This window comes from Colwellia sp. PAMC 21821 (assembly GCF_002077175.1).
In the GTDB taxonomy this organism is placed as follows: domain Bacteria; phylum Pseudomonadota; class Gammaproteobacteria; order Enterobacterales; family Alteromonadaceae; genus Cognaticolwellia.
In genome coordinates this window covers 749,836-775,020 of record NZ_CP014943.1, presented here as the reverse complement: position 1 = coordinate 775,020, position 25,185 = coordinate 749,836, and the positions used below count along the sequence as shown (strand labels likewise).

The following is a 25,185-nucleotide window of genomic DNA, read 5'->3' as shown; positions in this document are numbered from 1 at the left end:
ACTACGAGCCAGTTAATTGCAGAATTTATCGTGATAAATAATATCAATTGGCGGATAAAAGCCAGATAAGGAACATAATAGTTTGAAAATTAACTGCCCAGATGCCGACATCGAATATATTGAAGACTTTTATTCTGCAGATGAAGCACATTTAATTTTTAATGCACTAACGCAAAACTTAGTTTGGCGACATGACGATATTAAAATGTTTGGTAAGGTGATGAAAATACCGAGGTTACAAGCTTGGTATGGTGACAATAGTCTCAGTTATCGTTATTCAAACATAACCTTAACCGCTGAGCCTTGGACGGCAGGCTTACTGGCGATAAAAGAAAAAGTTAGTGATTATTGTTGTCATGACTTTAACGCTGTTTTAGCTAATTTATACCGTGATCAGCATGATAGTGTAGGTTGGCACAGTGATGATGAACCTGAGCTAGGCGCAATGCCTACTATTGCCTCACTATCTTTTGGCGCTGAACGAGAATTTCAACTTAAGCACATTATAACCAAGGAAAAAATCAGCATATCGCTTACTTCTGGAAGTTTACTGATCATGCGAGGTAAAACCCAGCATTACTGGCAGCACTGCCTTCCTAAGAGAACCAAGTTAATAAAGCCAAGGATAAATCTCACCTTCCGACAAATAGGTAATATAAGCTAATTTTATTTTCTTGGGGAACATGCTTGGCAAGTGAACTTATTGGCAATGGTTAGAAGATAAAAATATTAAAAATAACACTGTCAGCCATCTAGATAGATGGCATAATTACGAACAACGACTAAAATTAAAACTGATCCACTAGCTGATCAATCTCAGGGAATATACTATGAAAATAGAAGCTGTTATCGAAGAAAAATTACTTTCTGCTTTCTCACCCATTCATCTCGATGTAATCAATGAAAGTCATCAGCATAATGTTGCACCAGGCAGCGAATCGCACTTTAAAGTTATTATTGTTTCAAAAGATTTTGAAGGTGAACGATTAATTAAGCGTCATCGTGCCATTAATTCGTTACTAGCAGAAGAGCTTGCTGATAAAATTCATGCCTTAGCACTGCATACCTACACAGAAAAAGAGTGGAAAACCTATTACGCAGAAAATACTCCGCTGTCACCTAAATGCTTAGGAGGCGGTAAAAAGGCAGGGTAAATTATTGACGTTTCGCTGATAAATATCGCTATTATATTTGCACTATTAATCTAATGTTAACGGTGCGTATTTACAAGATGTTCGGCAGTTTTTTGTGCCAGATGAAAACTAAGTACCGACATCCATGTCGGCAATGTCACGGGTATATGTTCGCTCCAATTACCCTAGATAATGCTTCATGTATTATTTAATGGCTGCATACTTTTAAAACGTGGTATTACGGTATTAATGTGACTTTACATGTCATAACACAGAAACACAGAAACGAATATTTACATGAGGCGGTATTACTTAATTTTTGGCAATTAATTTTCAAATAATAATAAAAAAATGGAAAAATATGTTGTTAACATTCGCGAATAAACTTGTTCAAACGATAGATGCTATTACCGAGCTGCTTGGGAAAATGGTTGCTTGGTTAACGCTTTTAATGGTGTTACTGACCTTTAGTATTGTCGTACTTAGATATGGCTTTAATCTTGGCTGGATTGGTATGCAAGAGTCGGTACTTTACTTTCATGGTCTTGTTTTTATGCTCGGTGCTGCCTATACCTTGAAACATGAAGGTCATGTCCGCGTTGATATTTTTTATCAGAAATACACGCTTAAGCAAAAAGCTTTGCTGAATTTATTTGGTAGCGTAATGCTGTTACTGCCGGTCTGTGTTTTTATCTTTTTTATCAGTTTTAATTACGTGATGTCGTCATGGCAAATAATGGAAAGTTCGCCTGAGGCCGGCGGCTTACCCTTAGTTTATCTTAATAAAACACTCATTCTTCTACTTGCTATAACTCTTACCTTGCAAGGCATAGCTGAAATAACACGAAACTTACTCATACTATGCCAAGATTTACCTGATACCAACCATGTTGCGGGGGCGAAATAATGGAATATTTAGCCCTGTTAATGTTCATTGCTGTATGTGGCGTATTGTTACTAGGCTACCCAGTGGCATTGTCGTTGGCGGGTACAGCTTTATTGTTTGCTGGTATTGGTATAAGTTTTGATGTTTTTGAAAGCTCCTTTTTATATGCTTTGCCGAATCGACTTTATGGCGTATTAAATAATCAAACCTTATTAGCCGTGCCGCTGTTTGTCTTTATGGGGGCTATGCTTGAACGCTCGAAAGTAGCAGAAAACTTATTGAATGCTATGGCCTTGTTGTTTGGCCGTTTTAATGTTGGTTTAGCTATCTCGGTGACTTTAGTAGGGATGTTATTAGCAGCGAGTACCGGCATTGTAGGCGCAACAGTTGTGACTATGGGGCTATTGTCTTTACCGACCATGCTAAAACGAGGCTACAGCCCGGCATTTTCTTCCGGTATTATTTGTGCAACCGGTACGTTGGGTCAAATAATACCACCGTCAATTGCCTTGGTTTTGCTGGGTGATGTTTTATCAAGTGCCTACCAAAAAGCGCAATTAAATATGGGGATTTTTAGTCCTAAAACAGTATCAGTTGGCGATTTGTTTGCCGGTGCAGTAATTCCTGGCCTGATACTGGTGATATTTTACATTTTATATTGTATCGCTGTAGCGGTGTTTAAACCTGATGCTATTCCAAAGCGCGCTCCAGAAGAGTCAAACGCAGCGCCGGAATCGCTAACGGTGATGTTATTTATTTCAGCTTTACTACCACCATTATTGCTAATGTTCGCGGTATTGGGTTCTATATTATTTGGTTATGCCACCCCCACAGAAGCCGCAGGTGTTGGTGCTACGGGCTCATTACTATTAGCGTTGTGGAAAAAGCAGCTTTGCAGAGTCAACCTAAATGCTGTGATGCAAACTACGGTTAAAATTACCTCCATGGTGTTTTTGATCTTGATTGGCGCTAGTCTATTTTCACTAGTATTTAGAGGTTTTGGCGGCGAAGAGTTAGTTCATGGGCTATTTCAGCAAATGCCCGGTGGTGTTGTCGGCGCGACCTTAATTGTTATGCTGGTCATTTTTTTACTTGGCTTTATTTTAGACTTTATAGAAATAACGTTTGTTGTGGTACCGATTGTTGCACCGGTATTAATGGCGATGGGCATAGATCCCATTTGGTTAGGAATTATGATCGCGGTGAATCTACAAACGTCATTTTTAACTCCACCATTTGGCTTTGCGCTATTTTATTTAAGGGGGGTGGCAGATAAGTCAGTCACCACCGCCGCGATTTATAAAGGCGTAATACCTTTTATTTTTATACAGTTAATATTACTGTGTACTTTAGCTTATTGGCCAAGTTTAGTGACTTGGTTACCTAACGTAATATATGGATAAAATTATGATAAAAAACTTTGCTCGTTCGTCGATTTTAATAATCATGACTTTATTTGCCTTGGCAGCGTGTGGTGATAAACACCACACCACAAGCACCGAAAAAAGTGTGCAGCCACAAGAAAAATTTACTTGGAAGCTCGTAACGTCTTGGCCTAAGAATTTCCCAGGCTTAGGCATGGCACCAGAAAAGTTCGCTAATTACGTTAACGCCATGAGTAATGGTCGACTCACGGTAAAAGTTTATGGTGCAGGTGAATTAGTCCCTGGATTTGAAGTGTTTGATGCGGTATCTCAAGGTACGGTTGAAATGGGGCATAGTGGTTCTTATTACTGGAAGGGAAAAATCCCTGCATCGCCTATTTTTAGTGCTATTCCTTTTGGTATGACAGCAACAGAATTCAATGCTTGGCTGCATTACGGTGGTGGAATGGAGCTTTGGCAAGAGCTGTATGCACCCTTTGGTATTAAGCCCATGCCTGGTGGTAATACTGGGGCCCAATTTGGTGGTTGGTTTAAAAAAGAAATTAATTCAGTCGCTGATCTGCAAGGTTTAAAAATGCGTATTCCGGGGCTTGCGGGTGAAGTACTTAAAAATGCTGGCGCGATTCCTGTAACATTAACCGGTGGCGAAATTTTTTCTTCATTACAAAGTGGTGCTATTGACGCGACAGAGTGGGTCGGTCCATATAATGACTTAGCTTTTGGGTTTTATCAGGCCGCCGATTATTATTACGCTTCGGTATGGCATGAACCTGGTACTGGTCTAGAGTTATTAGTGAATCAAAAAGCTTTTGACACGTTACCCGCAGATTTACAACGCATTGTTGAAATAGCGGCGAACGCGGCGAATGAGTCTACATTAGCAGAATATAATGCCCGAAATAATGCGGCTTTAAAAACTTTGATTGAAGAGCACAATGTGCAGTTGCGTCAATTTCCGACTGAAGTTATGCAAGCACTTAAACACCAAACTGATTTATTAATTAAAGAACAGGTAAAAGCAGATAAAGACTTTGCTCGCGTTTGGCAGTCATACAGTGAGTTTTTAACATCAATGAAAGAATATAATAAATTAACCTTGCAAGCATATTACGAAAACCGTTAATTTTTCGTAATATTAATGAATAATGTCGAATATTGTCACTGGTCGCACCTCTTAAAGGGCAAAGCAAGAGTAAACTAGTCGGCAATTTCATTTTGTAAATCAATTTTTCACTAAACAACCCAAGTTATTGAGCAAAGAAATCTAGCTTTAAAACTTGGATGTTAACGTGATATTAAGAAGGTATAGTTATGGTTATTAAGCCAAAGATTCGTGGTTTTATTTGTACTAATGCTCACCCTGCCGGTTGTGCAGCGCATGTAAATGAGCAAATTGCTTTTGTTAAAAGTCAGCCTCAAGCCGATGCTAAACCTAAAAACGTATTAGTTATTGGTGCATCAACAGGTTACGGTTTGGCTTCTCGAATTACTGCTGCTTTTGGTAACGATGCTAAAACATTAGGTATTTTCTTTGAAAAACCCCCGACAGACAGAAAAACTGCATCAGCAGGTTGGTATAACACCGCTGCTTTTCAAGCGGCTGCAGACGAAGCTGGATTATGGTCGAAAAATATCAATGGCGATGCGTTTTCACATGAAATTAAAGCTAAAGCTATTGAAACCATTAAAGCTGAATTAGGTGAAATTGACCTGATCGTATACAGCTTAGCGTCACCACGACGTACTGATCCTGATAGCGGCGAAGTTTACTCATCAGCACTTAAACCCATTGGTAAAAGCGTTACTACGAAGAATTTAAACACCTCGAAACGTATCATTGACTCAGTGTCAGTTGAAGCGGCAACAGAAGAAGAAATTCAAGGTACCATTGATGTAATGGGCGGCGCTGATTGGGAGCTTTGGATTAAAGCTCTCGGTGAAGCGGGTGTATTGGCTAATGGTTTTAAAACCGTAGCTTATACCTATATTGGCAAAGAATTAACTTGGCCGATATACGGACATGCGACTATTGGCCGTGCGAAAGAAGACTTAGATCGTGCGTCAACAGCGATAAAAGCAACAACAGCAGATATTAAAGGCGAAGCTTATGTTACGTCACTCAATGCTGTTGTTACGCAAGCAAGTTCAGCGATTCCAATTATGCCATTATACATATCAGCCATGTTTAAAGTGATGAAAGCTGACGGCACATATGAAGGTTGTATCGAGCAAATTCAAGGATTGTTTAGAGAAAACATCTACGGTGTGAACCCGACTATTGATGAAGCAGGGCGTTTACGTCAAAACAATAAAGAACTTGAAGATAGCGTACAACAACGTGTAACTGATATTTGGAATACCGTTGATAGCGATACGATTGACGAGTTAACTGATTATGTTGGTTATCATCAAGAGTTTTTGAAATTATTCGGTTTTAACGTTTCAGGTGTTGATTATGATGCAGACATCAGTCCTGAATTAGCCATTAACAATTTGCTATAAAATAACAGCTGTTAGTGAATGAGTTCAATATAGCCATAAAAAACCGACGAATTGTCGGTTTTTTTATGGCAATTAGGCATATAAGTAACGAATAATTAAAATTTTGTTATCTAGGATAAAGAGCTAAAATTGAAGTTGAATTTATCCTGTATCGTCCGAAATTTATGCTATTAAAGAGAGTTTTGTTCGATTAATCCACGAAATATAGATTTTTCGTCTAAATTGTTATTTATTGTGGTGCTTAAGATAGAATCAAAATGTGGTTTTGTGCTAGAATCGCGCCAGAAATTTTAACTAGAGCCAGTGAACCTTAATTTACCTAAAATAAATTAAGACTTTGCTGAAATACACTGAAATCGGTCATTTATGTTAGTTGGTCGCATTAATTGTTGTGATGTTCGCAATAAGGAAATGCAGTTAAGTAGCGAATTAATTGATTTTGATTACTCCCATCAAAAGTAGTGCAAGTGTTTATGATTACAATAAAAAAAGGTCTGGATGTTCCTGTAGTAGGTGCCCCCAGCAGGTAATCCATGATGGTCCGTCCATCAAAACTGTTGCAACATTAGGTGAAGAGTTTGTGGGTATGCGCCCAACCATGTTTGTTAAGGTTGGAGATAGCGTTAAAAAAGGTCAGGCACTTTTTGAAGATAAAAAGAATCCTGGCGTTAAATTCACAGCTCAAGCTTCAGGTGTTGTTAAAGAAATAAATCGTGGTGAAAAGCGCGTATTGCAATCTGTTGTCATCGAAATTGGCGGCAATGAGCAAGAAACGTTTACTCGCTATGCTGCTAACGAACTTAACTCAATCGCACGCGAAGACGTTGTTTCAAACCTAGTTAACTCAGGTTTGTGGACTGCATTGCGTACGCGACCATTTAGTAAAGTTCCCGCTATAGATTCTGTACCTGTTGCTGTATTTGTTAGTGCAATGGATACTAATCCTCTTGCTGCAGATCCTGCGGTTATAATTGCCGAGCAAAGTGAAGCCTTCGTTAATGGTTTATCTGTGCTTGCTCGTTTAACTGACGGTGAAGTATTTGTTAGCAAAGCACCAGGTAGCGACATTGCCGTTAATTCATCTGCAAATGTAAATGAATTTGCTGGTAAGCATCCTGCTGGTTTAGTGGGTACACATATGCACTTTTTGAAGCCTGTTAGTGCTGATAATGTTGCATGGCATGTTGGTTACCAAGATGTTATTGCCATCGGTCAGTTATTTACTACTGGTGAATTAGATAGCCGTCGTGTTATTTCTTTAGCTGGTCCTGCTGCCAAAAATCCTCGCTTAATTCGTACTACCTTAGGTGGAAGCGTTGCAGAAATTACTGCCAATGAAAAACTTGATGGTGAGTTACGTGTAGTTTCGGGCTCGTTATTATTAGGTTCTGTTGCTTCAGGTGTTAAGGGATATTTAGGTCGCTATCACACACAAATTTCTCTGATCCTTGAAGGCAGAGAAAAAGAGTTTGTTGGCTATATGTACCCTGGACCTAACAAGTTTTCAGTAACGCGTGCTTACATGGGGCACTTCTTCTCTAAGAAGTTGTTCAATATGACCACAACGACTAATGGTAGTGCACGTGCTATGGTGCCAATTGGCAACTTCGAACGCGTTATGCCATTAGATATATTGCCAACTATGTTATTGCGCGATTTATGTGCCGGCGATACTGACGGCGCGCAACAACTTGGTGCCTTAGAGCTTGATGAAGAAGATTTAGCCTTGTGTACGTTTGTTTGCCCAGGCAAAACAGATTACGGTGTGATCCTTCGTGATTGCCTAACCACAATTGAGAAGGAAGGTTAGTCATGGGCTTGAAAAAGTTTATTGAAGATATCGAACCGCAATTTGAAAAAGGCGGTAAACTTGAAACTTGGTATGCGCTTTACGAAGCCGTTGCTACAGGGTTATTTACACCTGGCCAAGTGAATAAAGGTCAAACACACGTTCGTGACAGTATTGATCTTAAACGTATCATGATCACAGTATGGTTAGCGGTTTTCCCTGCCATGTTCTGGGGTATGTACAACATAGGTTTTCAAGCAACTGACGCATTAGCGGCTGGTTATGCTTTACCTGATACGTGGCAAGTAGGTTTGTTTGAAATGTTGGGCGGTAGCTTGTCGGTTGAATCTGGTTGGTTCAGCATGATGTTTTACGGTGCTATGTTCTTCTTACCTATCTATGCAACTGTGTTTGTAGTGGGTGGTTTTTGGGAAGTGTTGTTTGCCTCAGTACGCAAACATGAAGTTAACGAAGGTTTCTTTGTTAGTTCAATACTTTTCGCCTTAATCCTGCCTGCAACTATCCCATTATGGCAAGCGGCTATCGGTATTACTTTTGGTATTGTTATTGCCAAAGAAGTATTTGGTGGTACAGGTAAAAACTTCTTAAACCCTGCATTAGCAGGTCGTGCGTTTTTATTCTTTGCTTATCCAAGTGAAATATCTGGCGATGCTGTTTGGGTTGCTGCTGATGGTTTCTCTGGTGCAACTGCGCTTAGTGCAGCGAACCAAGGTTTAATTGAATACACTGTTAATGCTGACTGGTGGAATGCATTCTGGGGTTATATTCCAGGTTCTGTTGGTGAAGTGTCTACCGCGATGATTCTACTTGGTGGTGCATACATTCTTTATAAAGGTATTGCTTCATGGCGTATCGTTTTAGGTGTGTTTGCCGGTATGGTTGTTATGTCAATGCTATTGAACGCTATTGGTAGTGATACTAATGCAATGTTCGCTATGCCTTGGTATTGGCACCTAGTTACGGGTGGTTTTGCCTTTGGTATGATGTTTATGGCGACAGATCCTGTATCAGCGTCATTTACTAACACCGGTAAATACTGGTTTGGTGCTTTAGTGGGTATCATGGTGGTATTGGTACGTGTTGTTAACCCAGCATTCCCAGAAGGTATGATGTTAGCTATTTTATTCGCTAACTTGTTTGCACCTCTTTTCGACTACTTTGTGGTTCAAGGGAACATCAAACGGAGGCTTGCTCGCAATGTCTGATACTAAAAAGAAAGAAACTTTCGGCAGAACAGTCGGGTTTGTATTTATTATTTGTTTAGTTTGTGCTGCCTTAGTATCGACTTCTGCGGTGGTTTTAAAACCATTGCAAACGGCGAATAAGTTGCTTGATAAGCAAACTAAAATTCTTGAAACTGCCGGTTTATTAGCACTTGCAGGCGACGATATCGTTGGACTTTATAACAATCGTGTTGAAGCTAAAATGATCAGTCTTGAAACAGGTAAAGTTGTTGAAGGTGATGTTAACTCGTTTGAAGAGCGTGCTGACGCACGTGACCCTGCTAAGAGTTTTAAACCTGAAAATGATATTGCTAGTTTAAACCGTGTTGCTAAAAATGCCGTGGTTTATCTTGTTAAAGACGAGCAAGGTAAAGTAACAACAATTGTATTGCCAATTGTTGGCTCTGGCTTGTGGGATCTTATGTACGGTTTTGTTGGTTTAGAGTCTGACCTTAATACTGTTAAAAGCGTAATCTATTCTGACCTTAAAGAAACTCCAGGTTTAGGTGCTGAAGTACTTAACCCTAACTGGAAAGCTTTATGGCCAGGTAAGAAAATGTTTGATGAGCAAAACAACATAGCTATTCAAATTGTTAAAGGTGGCGCTAAATCTGGTGATGTTCATGGCGTTGATGCTCTTTCAGGCGCAACATTAACCAGTAACGGTGTTGAAACAACTTTACATTTTTGGCTTGGTGAAGAAGGTTATGGTCCATTCATTACTAACTATCGCGCTGGAGGGTTGAACTAATGGCTACTGATACTAAAAAGGTTTTATTTGGACCTGTTGTTGATAATAACCCTATCGCGTTGCAAGTACTGGGTGTTTGTTCTGCGCTAGCCGTTACAAGTTCAATGGCAAACGCCATGGTAATGACCATTGCGGTAATGTTTGTGACGGGCTTTTCGAATTTGTTTATTTCACTTATTCGTAATCAAATTCCATCAAGTGTGCGTATTATTGTGCAAATGGCGATTATTGCATCACTGGTAATTTTAGTTGACCAAGTCTTAAAGGCTTTCTCTTATCAACTATCAAAAGAACTGTCGATGTTTATTGGTTTAATCATTACTAACTGTATTGTAATGGGTCGTGCTGAAGCTTTTGCTATGAAAGAAAAGCCAGGCGTGAGCTTTTTAGACGGTATTGGTAATGGTTTAGGCTACGGTGCTGTATTGATCATTGTTGCATTCTTCCGTGAACTATTTGGTTTTGGTACTTTATTTGGTTACGAAGTTTTTGCCTTAGTGCAAAACGGTGGTTGGTACCAAGGTAATGGCTTACTCGTTTTACCATTTAGCTCATTCTTCATTATCGGTTTAATCATTTGGTCAATTCGCCAGTGGAAACCAGCACAAGTAGAGAAGGACTAAGCAATCATGGAACATTATTTAAGTTTATTTGTTAAGACCATATTTATTGAAAATTTGGCATTAACCTTTTTCCTAGGTATGTGTACTTTCTTAGCGGTGTCTAAGAAAGTAAGCACAGCGATAGGTCTTGGTGTTGCAGTTGTTGTGGTATTAGGTATTGCGGTACCTGTTAACCAAATCATCTATCAAGCGATTTTAGCGCCAGGTGCGTTAGATAGTTTAATGGGCGTAACTGAAGCAAAAGACTCTATTGATTTAAGCTTCTTGTCTTTCATTACCTTTATTGGTGTGATTGCGGCATTAGTACAAATCCTTGAGATGGTTTTAGATAAATACTTCCCTGCGCTTTATCAAGCACTTGGTATTTTCTTACCCTTGATCACCGTTAACTGTGCAATCTTCGGTGGTGTTTCATTTATGGTTGCGAAAAACTTAACCTTAGGCGAAAGTTTCGTTTATGGCATCGGCTCAGGTATCGGTTGGATGTTAGCCATCGTACTGATAGCGGGTATTCGTGAAAAAATGAAATACTCGGATGTACCTGACGGCTTAAAAGGCTTAGGTATTACGTTTATTACTGCAGGATTGATGGCGTTTGGCTTTCTTTCTTTCGGTGGTATTTCACTTTAGGTTAATGTCGGTTTTAGCTAGCACTTGCTTAAATACAATGAGCTTAGCTAAAACCCTTAAATAAGATTAAAGGAAAAGTCGATGGAAATTATTATTCTCGGCGTATCGATGTTTACCGTGATAGTACTAGCCTTGGTAATGGTGATTTTATTTGCCAAATCTAAGTTAGTATCTTCAGGTGACGTTACGATTAGCATCAATGGTGACCCAGAGAAAGCAGTAACAACTGCGGCTGGTGGTAAGCTTTTAGGCGCACTTGCTGACCAAGGTATTTTTATACCTTCAGCTTGTGGTGGCGGTGGTACTTGTGGCCAATGTCGTGTAGAAATACATTCAGGTGGTGGTGATATACTACCAACTGAATCAGGTCATATTAACAAGCGTGAAGCTAAAGAAGGTTGTCGTTTAGCCTGTCAAGTTGCTGTTAAACAAGATATGGATATTGTACTTGAAGATGAAATCTTCGGAGTTCAACAATGGGAATGTGAAGTTATCTCTAACGATAACCAAGCAACTTTCATTAAAGAGCTTAAGTTACAAATTCCTAATGGCGAATCTGTACCGTTTAAAGCCGGTGGTTATATTCAAATTGAAGCGCCTGCGCATCATGTAAAATATAGCGACTTCGATATTGATGACCAATACAAAGGTGATTGGAATCATTTTGGCTTTTTTGATGTTGAATCAAAAGTTGATGAGCCTACGTTACGTGCCTACTCAATGGCGAACTATCCTGAAGAAGAAGGCATTATTATGCTTAACGTGCGTATTGCTACGCCGCCTCCAGGACGTTTGCATTTACCAGCAGGTAAAATGTCGTCATATATTTTCAGCTTAAAAGCGGGTGATAAAGTGACTATTTCAGGTCCATTTGGTGAGTTTTTCGCTAAAGAAACTGAAAATGAAATGGTATTTATCGGTGGTGGTGCTGGTATGGCGCCAATGCGTTCACACATTTTTGATCAACTTAAGCGTTTGCAATCTAAACGTAAAATGTCGTTCTGGTATGGTGCACGTTCTAAGCGTGAAATGTTCTACGAAGATGATTATAACGGCCTTGCGGCTGAAAATGACAACTTTGAATGGCATGTTGCGTTATCAGATCCACAACCAGAAGATAACTGGGATGGCATGACAGGTTTTATTCATAATGTATTGCACGAGCAATACTTGAAAGACCATGAAGCGCCAGAAGATTGTGAGTACTACATGTGTGGTCCTCCAATGATGAACGCCGCGGTTATTCATATGTTGAAAGATTTGGGTGTTGAAGATGAAAACATCATGTTGGATGACTTTGGCGGCTAATTAAGCTGACAAATTCATGTAATGAAAGGCGGCTTAGGTCGCCTTTTTAATACCTACTTTTTATATGTTTTTCATGAATTATTAAAGTAGTGATTTTATTTAGCTAAAAGAAAATACAGTTAATCAGTCGGTTACTTTAGCTAAATAAAATTTATTAAGGATATTGTAATGCAATATAATTTTAAACTTAAAAGACACCTGTTAGCGTTTAAATTAGTGGTAGTAGCGTTTTCTGCTTTAATGCTTAGTGGCTGCTTTCCTAGTAATGATCTTGGCCGTGCAGAATACTTACTTCAAGGTCATACGATGGGCACCACATATAATATTAAATTAGTCGGTGAAAATTTAGATGCAGAAAAAATTCAGCAAGGTATTGATGCGCAACTTGTTCTGCTGAATCAGGAAATGTCGACCTATATTAAAGACTCTGAGCTATCAACGTTTAATCAATCTACCTCACTTGCCCCCATTAAGGTTTCAGTAGGGTTAGCGCGAGTGATTAAAGAAGCGATACGTTTAGGGAGATTAAGTGATGGTGCACTAGACGTTACGGTTGGACCTTTAGTTAATTTATGGGGTTTTGGACCGGAATATCGACCAGAAACTGTGCCGAGTGCTGAGTTACTCAACGCGACAAAAGCGCGGGTAGGCTTAAACAAACTAACACTAGAAAATGGCATGCTAAGTAAAAGCACCCCTGATCTCTACGTTGATTTATCAACTATTGCCAAAGGCTACGGTGTTGACTTAGTTACCGAGTTTATCGAAGAGAACGGCATTAACAACTACCTTGTTGAAATTGGTGGTGAAATGCGCGTTAAAGGCTTTAAACATACTGGCGAGCTTTGGCATGTAGCAATTGAGAAACCATTAAATGGTGAACGCTCAATTCAACAAATTATTATACCCAAAGATAATGCCGTAGCGACTTCAGGAGACTATAGAATTTACTTTGAAGCCGATGGTCAACGTTTTTCGCATATCATAGACCCAAAAAATGGAAAGCCAATCAACCATAAACTGGTCTCTGTAACTGTGATCCATCCATCCTCAATGACCGCCGATGGTTTATCAACGGCTATGATGGTAATGGGTGAAGAAAAAGCGCTAGCGTTTGCAGAGGCTAATGGTATTGCTGCATATATTATAGCGAAAACTGATCATGGCTTTGTTGAGCAAAGCACGGTAAAATTCATGCAATACCTCAAGTAGGTTTGCACTTTTATAATTAAATGTTGAAATGTTATCAAATAGGTAGGCACTTAATATGGCTATATTCTTAATCACCTTAGGCTTTTTTCTCGTTATTGTCATGGCAATGGCTGTAGGATATATTTTTCAAAATAAAACACTTGCTGGCAGCTGTGGTGGCTTATCAAGCGTTGGCATTGATAAATCTTGTAATTGTGATAACCCTTGTGAAAAACGCCAGGAACGTGATCGAGTAGCGGCGTTAGCTATTGGCGATATCAACGTAAAAAACATTTAAGCTGTTATCAAAGCTTAATCTATTTCACGATTAAGCAATATTAACACTGAGTGTTATTCTTCAGTTGATAGATAAAAGGTGAGCTTAGCTCACCTTTTTCATTTCTACCATTTGAGCTTTTAGCTGTTAGCTGTTAGCAAAGCATATTTATATCAAGTTAATTAACTGCTCATTTTAACCATTAAAAAGTGGAGTACTTAATTTGTAAAATTACTATTAAGTAAGTCGCTCAATAAGCCAGTAAGTTGCAACTAAAGCAATGGTGATATTAAGCGAAAATACTAGTTTAGTTTGATACCAAACTTTTGCTTTAAAAGGGTAAAGACAAACAAAAGCAAGTACAATCACGGTGAGCTGTCCAAGCTCTACGCCAATATTAAATGAGATTAAGCTCATTAAGTATTGGCTCGCTGGTAACCCTACATCACTTAATACCGATGCAAACCCCAACCCGTGTAACAAGCCAAAGGCAAAAATTATAGGCAAGCGTGTATGACTTTTTTCGTTTTGGTTCGCGCGGTAAATATTCTCTAATCCTACATAGACAATAGAAAGAGCAATCAAGGGCTCTACAATCGTGCTAGATAGCGTTAGAACACCGTAAATACCCAATGCCAAGGTTATGGTATGGGCAAGCGTAAATGCTGAAATTTGCCAGATTAACGTTGAACGACGTTTAGCAAAGAGCAAAAGCGCTAAAACAAATAATATATGGTCCAACCCACGTGGCAGAATATGAACAAACCCCTGATAAATATAATCAAAGGCGAGTGTAATATTGTTAGGGTTATTCACGTTATTTAAGTGTAAAGCATCCGATTGATTAATTTGAAAGCTTTTGCTTAAACCGCCTGAGCTTATCAGCGCTTGCTGAGGTCGCACCACTTTCAATACTATATTACTTAACAGTGGTGCAAAACTAACAGCAACTTCACTCGCACCTTCTGGTATATCGCCAGTAGCATGCAATTGAGTTTTATAATCAGTTAGGTTTTCTGGTTGAGATAAAATTTGTTTTAACTGCTGTAGCTTTAATCCCTGAAAGCTTAAACTTTTTTGTTGCTCAACATTTTTTGTTTTGTCTAAAAAAATTAAAGTAGACTGCTGGCTTAAAACCGTTTCAAGGTTTTCGAGTAATCTTTTTTGCTCAATAAATGATTGTTGATTTAATGCTGTTAGCACCTCGCTATCTTCACCCGAAATGTCTAAATGTTCTTTTAATAAATGTATAAAATCAACAGTGACATTGAGTTGATATCTCTCATTATTGTCTAGCGATAACGTAGCCTGATTAATATCATCACTATGAGCAAAACTTATGTTAGAAAACGAACATGTCGTCAAGATCACAATAATTAAATATAACAGAGGAAGTCGTTGAGTAAGCAAAATTAATAACCTTGATTGTAAGTTGTTAAATGTAGGGAAAGTGGCGTTAAATTATCGTGTTTTATAGCAAATGAATAGGCTTAGTTGCGAGCAAATTATTCCGTATTTCTTATATATTGCTAAATCGTTATCGCGGTTGTCCTTATCGAGATTTTGTCTTTAATATTGTGAATTATACAATCGATAAAACAGTATTTTAAAATTTTATTTAAGCCAATAAACTGGCAAATATAAACACTGATTATCGACGTTGTATATTCTAGTTTTGAACAAAAAATTACAAAAAAATATGAGTAAGACCGCTAAGTAGAGGATTATAATGTCGCGGCAACATTCGTTCAATCCCTCTCGTTAAATAGGTGAGAATAAATGGAGCTTAGTCTGCTATCAAGCTGAGTTAATTGAATTACTCGATAAAAGTAACTTTGAACGACTAACATCAGCAATGGTTAACCGGGGATTTGGATAAGCGTCTGCTAAGTAATAGAAGCACAACTGTATTAGTTCACTTATCCAAAGTTCAGGTTACATAGCAATATAAACATTGAAAATAGCATTAACCAGTGTAATTCATTAGTTAGTCATTGGTTAACGGCTTTAACCAGAACAAATAGAGTTCATTAGGTCATTATGTTTAAAAAAATATTAATAATTTTGTTACTATCCTGTATTTCTGCATCGTCTTGGGCTGCAGGCCCTGGCAGTATCGATTTAACTAATTCGATATTTGGCTTCACCGCCATCATTCTTTTTTCAATTGCTTATTTGCTGGTTATCGGCGAAGACTTAATACACTTAAGGAAGTCTAAACCTGTATTGGTGGCCGCGGGTATTATTTGGCTGATTATAGGTTGGGTATATACCCAGCATGGCTTTCCTGTCGAAGCAGAAGAAGCGTTTAATCACAATTTACTTGAATATGCACAATTGTTGTTATTTCTTCTAGTGGCGATGACCTATATTAATGCCATGGAAGAACGCGGTATTTTTGATGGTTTGCGCTTGTGGATGGTTTCAAAAGGGTTAAGTCTGAGGTCTTTGTTTTGGTTAACCGGTATTTTAGCCTTCGCTATTTCTTCTTTTGCTAACAACTTAACAACCGCCATGTTGATGTGCGCTATTATATTAAAAGTAGCGTCAAAAGATAAAAAGTTTATCAATATTGCCTGTATTAATATTGTTGTTGCCGCTAATGCAGGTGGGGTTTTTAGTCCGTTCGGCGATATTACCACCTTAATGATTTGGCAGTCTGGACTCGTTAAGTTTGAGCAATTTATCGTACTATTTATTCCGTCTTTAGTGAATTTTTTAGTGCCAGCGATTATTATGAGCTTTTTCATTTCGAACGAAAAATCGATCCCAGATGTTAGTGAGACTTTTAAGATTAAACGAGGAGCAAAAAGAATAGTTGCCTTGTTTATTCTCACCATAGCAACGGCGGTGCTATGCCATAGTGTTGTTAACATGCCGCCAGTGCTAGGTATGATGATGGGCTTGGGTTACTTAAAATTCTTTGGCTTTTATTTACGTATGAGTCTTCCTCGCTCTTTAGATAAAAAACGCAGTAAAGCTGAAGCTGAAAATGACTCAGAAGAATTAAAAAAGCTTGGCAATATAATACCTTTTGATATTTTTGACAAAATCGCACGTGCAGAGTGGGACACTTTATTGTTTTTCTACGGCGTAGTGATGTGTGTTGGCGGTTTAGGCTTTATGGGCTATTTAAGCTTAGTATCAGAAGCGCTATACAGTAACTGGAGTCCAACCTATGCCAATATCGCCGTCGGTGTATTGTCGGCCATAGTAGATAATATTCCGGTAGTATTTGCCGTGTTGAGCATGAACCCTGCGATGGATCTTCAACAATGGTTGTTAGTGACGATGACAGCAGGTGTTGGTGGTAGCTTATTATCAATAGGCTCCGCGGCAGGTGTAGCGTTAATGGGTCAAACCAAAGGTGTATATTCGTTTATGGGCCACTTAAAGTGGAGTTGGGTTATCGCTCTGGGTTACGCCGCAAGTATTGGCGTACACTTTTTGATTAATGGCTAATATGTTAGCCTAAGTTAACGTAATACTGACAACATTTTTAACTGCCTACCATTACTATAAATCAAGAGTAATGGTAGGCATATTTATTTAATATATTGCTTATTTACTGCTTTATCTCTAGCCAGAACACGCTGCTTCTATAAAGTCTTTTAACTATTTATCGCAAGTTTTCGACAAATTTTATCAGCAAGTCCTTATCATCATTCTAACGACTGCATTATTGAGTGGTATTACTGTATTGACGGTAGCTTCTTATATGGTAAAGTAACTGTGTTTATATACAGTTTACGTGTACAGTTTATGTGTATAGTTTATGTGTATAGTTTACGTGTATAGTTAGGGCGTAGTTGATTACACCTTAACGTTTATTATTAAATGGAATGATAAATGTTCAATGCTAACCATTCACAGAAGAAGATAATTCATATAGATATGGATTGCTTCTACGCGGCAGTAGAAATGCGCGATAATCCTGAATGGCGCAATGTACCTATTGCTGTCGGTGGTAACGGGCCGCGCGGTGTATTGTGTACCTGTAATTATAAGGCGAGAGAATTTGGCGTGCGTTCTGCCATGCCGAACGCAAGGGCTAAGGCGCTTTGCCCTGAACTGATTATTGTGAATGGCCGAATGTCTGTATATCAGCAAGTGTCAGAACAAATTAGAGCCATATTCCTCCGTTATACCGACTTAATTGAGCCTTTATCGTTAGATGAAGCCTACCTTGATGTAACAGACTCCCCGTTGTTTTATGGCAGTGCCACTTTAATTGCTGAACAAATTCGACGCGATATTTATAATGAACTTAATCTCACGGCGTCTGCCGGTATTGCACCGAATAAATTTATTGCTAAAATTGCTAGCGATGAAAATAAGCCAAACGGTCAGTGTGTGGTTGCCCCTGAAAATGTTAGTGCCTTTGTTGCTGATTTACCCTTGAAAAAAATTCCGGGTATCGGTCCAAAAACGAGTGAAAAATTGAAAGCTTATGGCTTTGAAAGTTGCGCTGATGTCAGGGCTAGTTCGGTAGCAAAACTTCACACGATTGTCGGTAAGTTTGCTAATGCTTTATATCAGCGCAGCTTTGGCATAGACGATAGAGTTCTTGAAACAAAGCGGGTGAGAAAGTCACTAGCAATTGAAACCACGATGGCAGAAGACATCGACTCCATTGAGCAATGTCAGGTAATACTGATAAATTTATTTAGCAAACTTAAACAGCGTCTAGCTAAGCATGACGATCGTCAGATTAGCAAACAAACGGTAAAAATTAAGTTTGCAGACTTTCAGCAAACCACGGTTGATATGCAATCAAAAGCTTGTATCGAGGCTGTTTTTATTGAGTTATTGCAAAAAGCCATGACCCGTTCTAATAATCGAAAAGTTCGATTAATTGGCTTGTCATTAGGCTTTGCTGAGCAGCAAAGTATGGATAACCAATGCCAGTTAGCCTTGTTCTAGGGCTTTAATTTAACCCTCATCTAGTTTTCACATTTCCTTGACAATAATTTCGCAACAGCCTGTCACTATTTTGCCTAACTATTATTTATGTATGCTTTTCAAATTAGTCCTATTAACTTGTATTGTTTGCGTAAAGCAAATTTGATTAACTAGCTTGGTATAAGATGTTGATAGAATATAATTGATGGCTTTAAATCGGATAATCTTAAATTATCAATCCCGTATTAAAACATCTCTTGTTAATTAACAGCTAACTTGTTTTTAATAAAAAGTAGTACACTTAATTAATCAATTTGGTTTTATTTCAAAATACAGCAGGGTAATTATGTTTAAAAAATCTTTAGTGACAATAACAATGCTTTTCAGTGTTGTAATCAGTGTTGTAATGAGTGTTTCAACCAGCGCCCAAGAAATGGCTGAGGCAGAAATAACAGTACAACCGGCTGCAGGCGACGTCTACATGTTACAAGGCCCTGGAGGCAACATTGGCGTATTAGCAACGGATAAAGGATTGTTGCTGGTTGATGATAAGTTTGCTCCGCTTGCTGAAAAAATTGAATCAGCGATGAAGGGGATTGAAGATAAAGAGCTTAAGTATGTGATCAACACTCATTTTCATGGTGATCATACGGGTAGTAATGAGTTTTTCTCACATAAAGCACCGATATTCGCGCACGAAAACGTACGTAGTCGCTTGAGCAGTAAAGCTGAACATCAAGCGGATAGTTTACCCGTAGTAACCTACAAAGATGGCATTACTATTTATTTAGATAATGAAGAAATTCAGTTAACACATTTAGCAAAAGGCCATACCGATGGCGACACTTATGTATATTTTAAAAAAGCGAATGTATTACATACCGGTGATTTATTTTTTGAAGTCGGCTTCCCTTATGTTGATTTAAAAAGTGGTGGCAGTGTGAAAGGTTATCTAGCGGCTGTTAAGCACATGATAAAACACACGCCTGATAATGTGGTGATTATTCCAGGACACGGTCAATTAACAGATAAAAAAAGCTTGATAGCTTTTGCACAGATGATGGAATTTAGTATCAATAAAGTTTCTATCGCACTTGCTGCAGGAAAATCAGAACAACAAATACTTACCGAAGGTATTGGTGAAAAATATAAGCATTTGTCTTGGGCTTTTATCAGCGAAGAGAAGTGGCTTAAAACCTTGGTCGCAGATTTAAAGTAATCACTTTTAAGTTGAATAACTTCAACGAGACAGGGTTAATCGTTAAATTCAGCGCATGACTTTATTTGATCACTTAGCTCGTTTTTTTGCGCTAAGCGATTGAAAAAAATTACAATTAGTAATGCGCTATTAAAAAAATAAAATATTTTCGTAGAACTATTTTTGATCTATTCTCACTCAACACGACGTTATTGCGTACTTGTCACTGCAAAGGTTTAATTACTACTTCAATTAAGGTCTATATATGAAGCTATCTTATAGGTTAAGTTTATGCATTATTGTAACAATCATGCATTTCTCAAATACCGCTTATGCAAAAGCGACTAAAGACTATCCAGCAAGTACAACAGAGCTTACTTTTAACGCTGATGGCAATCGTATGTCAGGCTTTATTTATCAAGCAGCAGGTTTAGGGCCTCATCCAACCGTATTGTTATTACATGGTTATCCAGGGAATGAAAAAAACCTAGATGTTGCTCAGGCATTGCGAAGTAATGGCTGGAACGTGATATTTTTTCATTATCGAGGCGCATGGGGAAGTGAAGGCGAGTTTTCTTTTTTGAATGCGGAGCAAGATGTTCAAACGGTATTGCAATACATTAGCAATAAAGACAATGCCGAAAAATTGCATATCGACCGAAATGTAATCTCCCTTGTGGGTCATAGTATGGGCGGACATATGGCCATTGCAGGGATCTTAGATAACCAAGCAGTAAACTGTGCTGTGGCATATGACGGGGCTAATCTTGGCGTTGGTGACGTAGGTATAATCGATGATCCTGAGAATACACTACCTTGGAAGGAATACAGTGATAGCTTGTTTATGCTAAAGGGTTGGTCAGGTGATAAAGCTCAACAAGAGCTAAACGAACATAGTAAAGCCCTTAATTTAATAAGAAGAGTGAACACGCTAAACGGTAGACCCGTATTACTTATTGCTGCAGATACAGATGTAATTCCGATGAAATCACACATTCAGCCGTTGTTAACCGCTTTACAAAATACAAAGCAGAGTGATATTTCTTATAAATTGATCGATGATGACCATAGTTTTAATTCATCTCGGACTGAATTAATTGCTACAACGGTCAATTTTTTAAATACTAAGTGTAAAGTTAATTAACGAATAGCTAGCAAGGTAAATAGGTGCTTGAAGGTCTCTTTGAAAGCCTTCAAAGCGCTAAATAAAAATACATTAAGTACTTATACCAAGTAGGTTAATTAGCGGCTCATTTTTAGTGGTTAAAATGAATAATACCAATTGAATTAAGTAAGTGAGCAATTATAAGCGAGTATAAATATTCAAGATTAAGGCACTTGATTGAGCAATAGCTGGCTATTGGGATTGAAAGTAACGCAGATATTGGACATTTAGACCTTCTTAGAATGATCGATTATTTATTTCACTTGGTATAAGTACGGTTTTATAAAATTCATAAGTAGAATTACTACTGACTACATTTTATGCCATGTCATTATCCATTTTTCCTCATGCAATAGTAGATCACTTAATTAATCAAATTGGTGTTAAATTTAAAATAAAAAAACCGCACTTTGCGGTTTTTTTATTTTTTTATGTAGCCATGCTAAGTAGTCACATGTTCGCTAGCTTGTAATTATTGATGAGAGCGTAACTTTAACGTTGCGGTGTCAGCATCATAAATCAACACTCGCTGATAAGCCGGCATTAAGTAACTCGCTGCACTACCTGCATCAATAACGTCTGACCAAAGTTCAACCTGCGCAGCATTGTATTTACTGTAAGTAAGCCCTAGGCTTGGATCAAAACGATAAAAGTAACTGTTGTCACTGGTATCAGTGGTGGTGTTAAAGGTTTGCACATTGTTATTACCTTGAAGTACGCCGTTATCTGTGTAGATAGTGCCGTCAAAACTTGCCCATTCACTGTTACTGTTAGCACTATAAATAGTATTACCCTGATGACTTATCGCAAAGCTTGCTAAACTAGTGAAGGCTGTATTGATATAGGCAGGTTCATTCATTACTGAAATCGTTTCACTAGTATAAGCGTTATAACTTAAGGCGTAGCGCTCAAGAGAATTTGTTGCTTGTTTGTAGGCCATGACTATATCAGCACTGTTTGCTTGAGCAATGCTTGAGGTAAAATAGGTGTTTTCTTGGTCCCAATATTGACGGACTAGCTCTACATTGGCGAATTCTAATGCTTGAGTAATAACAACGGGTACCCCAGCAACCATTTTTATCATTTCAGGACGAGATAATATAGTGATGTTATCAGCATTAAGTTGGCTAAATTGATAGCTGGTTAAGTCAAACTGATAATGATTAATACGGGTTTGTTCATTCTCATCATCGTCTAAATAAGTTTCGCTATTTGATACTAACAACACAGAGCCATCAGGGTGAACAACTAAATTTGTTAAGTCGACATCTGCTAAGGGCGATGTTGCTGTATTAATTAACTCGCCAGAAATAACGTGGTAAGTGCTAAGTTTATCGCCTGCTGCAATGTAAACATAAGGTCGCATAGGATCTAATATTATACCTGAGGTATTAAAGCTAATATTGGCAATATCTATATTAGCACCGTCACTTGCTCCTTTATTGAATGAGACATTAATGCTGCCAGGTAACGCAGACCCCTCGACAGTAGGTGATAAGCTGATTACCGCGCTATGTAAACCATCGGTGATAATGTTAGCCGGTAAACCGGTAATCGTTAATGTGTTGTTAGTGCTGTCCGATGACAAGGATAACCAGTCAACATCCGTCGTTGCTTGCCAAGCGATATTAGCTTCGCTGTTGGTCAATATGTCCACGGTATGCACTAACGTTTGTTCTGTGGCTAAACTATTGAAAGCCAATGACGCGTAGTTACTGCTTAATCGAATGGCGTCGATGGCAAGTTCAACCGTGATCCCTTTTGTAGTACCACTTGTTGGGTCGACAATCGAAATACTTCCAGACATTAAACCCCAGCCAGAAATTAAGCTGCGATCGATATCGACTAATACAGCATCGCCATTTTCATCACTCTGCTGCGTTAATATTAGCCAAGGATCGCTAGCCGTTGCTTGCCAACCTTCACCCATACTTGCTAGTGTCAGTGTTTGTTGTGTTATGGCGCTGTCACCAAAGTTTGTGCTGAATACTAATGTTTCCGCAGAGCTAGAAAACTGACTTAAATTGATCACACTTATTTTATCAGTTAGTGAAGATGTTATTACTGCGCGGCTATCGCCATTAGCGATTAACATTTTACTTGGTAGATTTGGCGCTAAATTAATACGGCTAACGATGGCTTGTTGTTCATTATATACATCAACTTTAAAGCCGACTTCAGATTCCAATCTAACATAGTGAGGACGATCATTAGCTGTATGAGAAAGTGCTAAGTTAGTAATAGTATCATCGCTATTTAATACACCATTATCAGTAAATGTTGTACCGTCAAAGCTGATCCACTCACTCGTTGGGCTTATCGCATAAATATTTTTTTCATCTGCCGTTACATAAAAATCGCTAATTTGCTCATTTTCACCTAGTAGTTCAGGGCGGTAACTATGGCTGATTTTAGTGCTAATAGGATTGCGGCCAAAGTCATTAACCTTAACTTCTAAGCGCTTTATCGACATTAAGTCATCAATAGTACTTATATCTAATGCGAATAAGGTTTGATTCTTTTCAGCAACATTAAAGGCTCTGGCCAAAAATGCATTAGGCGCGTCAAAGCCAACACGCATTAAGTTTTCGTCGGTAAACTCTAAAATTCTTGTTGCCACGAAATAGCGACTATCAATGCGGATAAATTTAAAAGGTTCGCTGGTTATATTAATATCGGTTAATTCAACAAAACTCATGTCACTGAGGTCAATTTTATATCTATGTGTCATAGTTTCGCTGGTGTTTTCATCAACAACTGTTGTTTCAAGCGCTTTCGCTAACATAATGCTGGCGTTAGGGTGAATAATAAGCTGTTCTAACTTGGTATCTACTGGAGCTATAACGGTTGTTGATATCAACTCATTAGTATAAAGGTGGTAGCTGCGAAGCTCGTTGCTTGTTGCAACATAATAATGTGGCAGTAAAGGGTTAGTGACTACACCATCAGTGTTAGCGACAATATCGAGCGTATTGTTTTCACTGGCTAAGTCAGACTTATAAAAACTCACGAGTATAGTTTCTGCTATAGCGGTAGTTTGTTCATCGCCACTTAGGGTTATTTCAGCGGTTGTTGTCGTGTTATTAGCTAAGGCACTGCTATCAGCTGTAATGGTTAATTGATTATTTTCAGCATTAGGTGTCAGTGTTAACCAACTTGCTTCAGTGGTAGCTAGCCAACGCCAAGGTAAAATACTATTTGAATTGATATTAAGTGTAGTTTCGCTGTTGTTGATATTACCGGTTTTCGCCAAGGCGACGGTTGCTCTATCAGCAAATAAATGAATGTTGTCTAAGCTTAATTCTACTGGATATTGTGTTGTACCTAGCGGACTGGTAATACTAATTTCAGCCGGATAAAGACCGGGTTCAGTAAAGTCGCTAATATTGGGTGTTGCCGTAATTGTTGTTATGCCATCGAGAAAGGTTTTTTCGACACTGAGCCAAGGTACAGAACTTGTTAGAGATATATCATCTGTATTTGAACTGACATTAATTGTTTTTGCTGCTATCGAGTCAACACCAAAGGTATCATCGAAGGTCAGGGCCTGCCATATCAATAACGAAACGTTAATATCAGCATGAGCCAGGTTAGTGGTCGTAGTGTCGCCGCTGGATAACCTTAATGTTGTCCCGTAAAGATTAGCATTTAATAAGTTAGCATTGACCACATCAATATGAATGGTAGCAGAGGTATCTGTCAGGTTTTCAACGCGATAATTCAACCAAGGCACTGGCTGAGCTGTAGGGGCAAAGCCAAGTAAAAGCCCACCACCATCAAACGTAACATCAACAGCAATAGTGTGGTTTTCTGTTTGCAAAAATTCATTGTTAAATGCTACTGATGCAACCGATGAATTAACCGTAAACGTGGGTGATTTTTCAGTTGAACCGCCACATGCTTGTAACAGTAGTGAGCTAAATAAAATCACTAAGATTAAACGCACGCTTTTAATTTGTCCCTTCATACAGGTCCCTGTTTTTTTATTTAGAGCTAAAATATAGCTTTTATTGATGAATAAATGTCGCTCTAAATTAGCTAATTCATTACTTCAATGGGTATAAGTTTATTTTGCGTGATTATTATCATAATGTAAAACTTATCATGATTTTTAAAATTTTTTACTTTTTGGGGTGCTGAATGTGCTTTATCCATATTGAATGTCATTTTATTAACGAACAAGATAGTTACCAAAATAAAA

Annotated in this window: 19 protein-coding genes and 1 pseudogene; 18 read left to right on the top strand and 2 right to left on the bottom strand. The window is 38.4% G+C overall.

What is annotated here, in order from left to right:
• The first annotated feature begins 82 nt into the window (after positions 1-82).
• From A3Q33_RS03275 to nqrM, 14 genes and pseudogenes are all read left to right on the top strand, one after another.
• Positions 83-664, top strand: coding sequence for an alpha-ketoglutarate-dependent dioxygenase AlkB family protein (locus tag A3Q33_RS03275; protein WP_081178693.1), 582 nt, complete (start codon positions 83-85; stop codon positions 662-664).
• 166 nt (positions 665-830) lie between these two features.
• Positions 831-1,154, top strand: a complete 324-nt coding sequence (bolA, locus tag A3Q33_RS03270; RefSeq protein ID WP_081178692.1) for a transcriptional regulator BolA — start codon at positions 831-833, stop codon at positions 1,152-1,154.
• Positions 1,155-1,494: 340 nt separating this feature from the next.
• On the top strand, positions 1,495-2,040 hold the full coding sequence (locus A3Q33_RS03265) for a TRAP transporter small permease subunit (RefSeq protein ID WP_081178691.1): 546 nt from the start codon (positions 1,495-1,497) through the stop codon (positions 2,038-2,040).
• Complete coding sequence (locus A3Q33_RS03260; protein WP_081178690.1) at positions 2,040-3,422, top strand: TRAP transporter large permease; 1,383 nt, start codon at positions 2,040-2,042, stop codon at positions 3,420-3,422. The genes A3Q33_RS03265 and A3Q33_RS03260 overlap by 1 nt, the downstream gene beginning before the upstream one ends.
• A gap of 4 nt (positions 3,423-3,426) precedes the next feature.
• The gene (locus tag A3Q33_RS03255; RefSeq protein ID WP_081182249.1) at positions 3,427-4,527 is read left to right on the top strand and encodes a TRAP transporter substrate-binding protein; all 1,101 of its coding nucleotides are present in this window, start codon (positions 3,427-3,429) and stop codon (positions 4,525-4,527) included.
• A 188-nt stretch (positions 4,528-4,715) separates the two neighbouring features.
• A complete protein-coding gene (fabV, locus tag A3Q33_RS03250) occupies positions 4,716-5,906 on the top strand; it encodes an enoyl-ACP reductase FabV (protein ID WP_081178689.1) in 1,191 nt (396 codons plus the stop codon).
• A 473-nt stretch (positions 5,907-6,379) separates the two neighbouring features.
• Positions 6,380-7,716: pseudogene (locus A3Q33_RS03245) on the top strand (Na(+)-translocating NADH-quinone reductase subunit A).
• A 2-nt stretch (positions 7,717-7,718) separates the two neighbouring features.
• A complete protein-coding gene (locus tag A3Q33_RS03240; RefSeq protein WP_081178688.1) occupies positions 7,719-8,921 on the top strand; it encodes an NADH:ubiquinone reductase (Na(+)-transporting) subunit B in 1,203 nt (400 codons plus the stop codon).
• On the top strand, positions 8,914-9,690 hold the full coding sequence (locus A3Q33_RS03235) for a Na(+)-translocating NADH-quinone reductase subunit C (protein WP_081178687.1): 777 nt from the start codon (positions 8,914-8,916) through the stop codon (positions 9,688-9,690). The genes A3Q33_RS03240 and A3Q33_RS03235 overlap by 8 nt, the downstream gene beginning before the upstream one ends.
• Positions 9,690-10,313 (top strand): NADH:ubiquinone reductase (Na(+)-transporting) subunit D, encoded by a 624-nt coding sequence (locus A3Q33_RS03230; protein ID WP_081178686.1) that lies wholly within the window; start codon positions 9,690-9,692, stop codon positions 10,311-10,313. Before A3Q33_RS03235 ends, A3Q33_RS03230 begins: the two co-directional genes overlap by 1 nt.
• A 6-nt stretch (positions 10,314-10,319) precedes the next feature.
• Entirely contained in the window at positions 10,320-10,943 is a 624-nt protein-coding gene (gene nqrE / locus A3Q33_RS03225; RefSeq protein ID WP_081149060.1) for an NADH:ubiquinone reductase (Na(+)-transporting) subunit E, read from the top strand.
• Between the two features lie 81 nt (positions 10,944-11,024).
• The gene (nqrF, locus tag A3Q33_RS03220) at positions 11,025-12,251 is read left to right on the top strand and encodes an NADH:ubiquinone reductase (Na(+)-transporting) subunit F (protein ID WP_081149063.1); all 1,227 of its coding nucleotides are present in this window, start codon (positions 11,025-11,027) and stop codon (positions 12,249-12,251) included.
• A 168-nt stretch (positions 12,252-12,419) separates the two neighbouring features.
• Positions 12,420-13,463: an FAD:protein FMN transferase gene (locus A3Q33_RS03215; RefSeq protein WP_081178685.1), complete on the top strand. Its 1,044-nt coding sequence runs from the start codon at positions 12,420-12,422 to the stop codon at positions 13,461-13,463.
• Between the two features lie 55 nt (positions 13,464-13,518).
• Complete coding sequence (gene nqrM, locus A3Q33_RS03210) at positions 13,519-13,740, top strand: (Na+)-NQR maturation NqrM (RefSeq protein ID WP_081178684.1); 222 nt, start codon at positions 13,519-13,521, stop codon at positions 13,738-13,740.
• 216 nt (positions 13,741-13,956) lie between these two features.
• Here nqrM and A3Q33_RS03205 read toward each other — a convergent pair whose 3' ends face one another.
• Positions 13,957-15,129, bottom strand: a complete 1,173-nt coding sequence (locus A3Q33_RS03205; RefSeq protein ID WP_196798042.1) for a HupE/UreJ family protein — start codon at positions 15,127-15,129, stop codon at positions 13,957-13,959.
• 630 nt (positions 15,130-15,759) lie between these two features.
• Between A3Q33_RS03205 and nhaD the strand changes: the two genes are divergently transcribed.
• From nhaD to A3Q33_RS03185, 4 genes are all read left to right on the top strand, one after another.
• On the top strand, positions 15,760-17,181 hold the full coding sequence (gene nhaD / locus A3Q33_RS03200; RefSeq protein ID WP_081178682.1) for a sodium:proton antiporter NhaD: 1,422 nt from the start codon (positions 15,760-15,762) through the stop codon (positions 17,179-17,181).
• 387 nt (positions 17,182-17,568) lie between these two features.
• Positions 17,569-18,642, top strand: a complete 1,074-nt coding sequence (gene dinB, locus A3Q33_RS03195) for a DNA polymerase IV (RefSeq protein ID WP_081178681.1) — start codon at positions 17,569-17,571, stop codon at positions 18,640-18,642.
• A gap of 325 nt (positions 18,643-18,967) precedes the next feature.
• A complete protein-coding gene (locus tag A3Q33_RS03190) occupies positions 18,968-19,840 on the top strand; it encodes an MBL fold metallo-hydrolase (protein WP_081178680.1) in 873 nt (290 codons plus the stop codon).
• Between the two features lie 244 nt (positions 19,841-20,084).
• Positions 20,085-20,963, top strand: a complete 879-nt coding sequence (locus tag A3Q33_RS03185; RefSeq protein ID WP_081178679.1) for an alpha/beta hydrolase family protein — start codon at positions 20,085-20,087, stop codon at positions 20,961-20,963.
• Positions 20,964-21,456: 493 nt separating this feature from the next.
• Here the strand turns inward: A3Q33_RS03185 and A3Q33_RS03180 are convergent, their stop codons facing one another.
• Positions 21,457-24,951 carry a BACON domain-containing protein gene (locus tag A3Q33_RS03180; RefSeq protein WP_081178678.1) on the bottom strand — a complete coding sequence of 1,165 codons (3,495 nt, stop codon included), beginning with the start codon at positions 24,949-24,951 and terminating at the stop codon, positions 21,457-21,459.
• Positions 24,952-25,185 lie beyond the last annotated feature (234 nt).